This is a genomic window from Bacillus cereus group sp. BfR-BA-01441 (assembly GCF_022663075.1).
GTDB lineage: Bacteria > Bacillota > Bacilli > Bacillales > Bacillaceae_G > Bacillus_A > Bacillus_A cereus.
Window position 1 is genome coordinate 1 of the sequence record NZ_JAKUEU010000188.1, and the last position, 2,059, is coordinate 2,059.

Below are 2,059 nucleotides of genomic sequence, written 5' to 3' on the forward strand. Positions count from 1 at the left end.
AAACTGAGGTATGTGTTTCTTTAATATGCTTTTGATTCAACTATTTTTATTTGACTATAAATTTACAAAAATGTATATAAAACCTTATTTTTTGATAATATATAAGTAATAAATTCATAGAATTGGAGTGATGAGATGCAGCCGTTAGAAAGGGAGATTCATTCTAATATGCTGAAAGTGTGGAGGATGCACGCTTTAATTGGGGCGGTAGTTATACTAACAGTCGTAATTGCGTATTTCTTTTTTATGATTAACTTTAACTGGTGGGGCTGGTTGTTCGGACTATTAGTAACAGGAGCTATTACATTTATTCCCCTTGATTATTTTGTGTTTCCAAATTTACGTCAACGCTATTATAGTTACAGATTAAATGAAGAAGAGATTGAGATTCAAAAGGGAATGTTTGTTGTAAAACGCGTACTTATTCCGATGATCCGTGTGCAGCACGTAACGATTGAGCAAGGGCCGATCATGAGAAAGTATAATTTAGCAGAATTACATATTTCAACAGCCGCAACTTCTCATAGTATTCCAGGTTTAACGAAAGAAGAAGCAGAACAGCTGAAAAGACAAATTGGAGAACTTGCGAAAGTGAGTGATAAGGATGTATAAGAGGCAACATCCGATTACGATATTGTTAGGTATTAGGATTGCGAGTTTGTTGCCACTTATTATTCTTGTTTTATTTAAACCTGATGAACAAGTGGAACCTTGGTATTTATTTTATCTTTTTCTTCTGGTTGTTTTATTCATCATGGCTATTTTTTCAGCAATTAAATGGTATTTTAAAGTGTACTGGATTGAGAATAATATTTTACATATAAAGCACGGTGTTTTTGTAAAGAAGGAAAGCTATTTAAATAAAGAGCGTGTACAAAATATTAGTACGTCTTCTAACATCATTTATCAAATGCTCGGACTTATGAAGTTAAATATAGAAGTAGCCGGTGGTGGTAATGAACCAGAAGTGATGTTGGCTGGTATTAAAGAAGACGAGGCAAAACATTTAATCTCTTTATTACATAAGAAAGAAACTACTGTAAAAGAAGAAATAGAAGAGGAAGAAAGCAAGACGGTTTATCAGTTAACAGCGAAAGAGGTTTTAGCCGCAGCGATTACATCTGGTCGGTTCGGACTAGTGTTCTCTGGACTGGTACTTCTTTACACAAAGTTTGATTTTGTTCTTCCTGAAGGATTCACAAGTAAAGTAGAAGCGTATGTGATGGGAAACGGTGTTTATAAACTAATTGTAATTGCATTAATTTTAATGGCAATTTCGTGGATTATTTCCACGGCTGGATATGTGTTGAAATATGCAAACTTTAAAATTGAGCGAAAAGGGGAAGAGATTCGTATCGTTCAAGGATTATTTGAAAAGAAAGAGTTTGTCTTAAAATTGCACCGCATTCAAGCGATTACTGTAAAAGAAGGTATGCTTCGCCAGCCGTTTGGCTATTGTGCTGTTGAAGTGGAAGCAATTCAAAGTATTGGAGCAGCAAGTAACGAAGTAATGTTGCATCCATTTATGAAGAAAAAAGATGTACAGCACCTGATCACATATTTAGAGTTACCATATGAAATCGAAGCGGAGATCGTTCACTTACCAAAAACAGCGTTGCGTCGTTATTTCATTATGGGCTGGTTAATAAGTATCATACTCACAGTTCTAATTGCCAGCGTGAGTATATATTTTAAACAATATATTGCGTTGTTTGTTATTTTACCGTTATTTATCGTGTTTTCGTTACTTGCGTATGCTAGATATAAAAGTGGCGGTTATGAATTAAGAGAAAATCAACTAACGGTTGTATATCGTAATTTTTCGAAATATACAGGAATAATGCGAAGAAGACATGTTCAAGCAGTAGGTTATAATCAATCGTATTTTCAAAGAAAAGATGAATTATGTACAACTCTTGTAGCGGTAGCTGGGCGCGGTTATGAAGTAAAGCATATGAGAAAAAAAGATTCACTTCGTATATATAATTGGTACAAAGAAAAAGGAAACACCGGTGTGTAATGGTGTTTCCTTTTTGTTATTAAATGGATATCTTTAGTC

At 34.1% G+C, this 2,059-nt stretch carries 2 protein-coding genes; both read left to right on the forward strand.

Translation table 11 applies throughout. From position 1 onward, the window contains the following. Positions 1–135: 135 nt before the first annotated feature. Positions 136–612 (forward strand): PH domain-containing protein, encoded by a 477-nt coding sequence (locus MR107_RS29755; protein ID WP_001182728.1) that lies wholly within the window; start codon positions 136–138, stop codon positions 610–612. Then, a complete protein-coding gene (locus MR107_RS29760) occupies positions 605–2,020 on the forward strand; it encodes a PH domain-containing protein (RefSeq protein ID WP_000278131.1) in 1,416 nt (471 codons plus the stop codon). The genes MR107_RS29755 and MR107_RS29760 overlap by 8 nt, the downstream gene beginning before the upstream one ends. Positions 2,021–2,059: the final 39 nt, after the last annotated feature.

What these genes read in the sequence shown, in the direction of transcription:
- MR107_RS29755 (WP_001182728.1), top strand. Translation starts at nt 136, where the DNA reads ATGCAGCCGTTAGAAAGGGAGATTCATTCTAATATGCTGAAAGTGTGG.
- MR107_RS29760 (WP_000278131.1), top strand. Translation starts at nt 605, where the DNA reads ATGTATAAGAGGCAACATCCGATTACGATATTGTTAGGTATTAGGATT.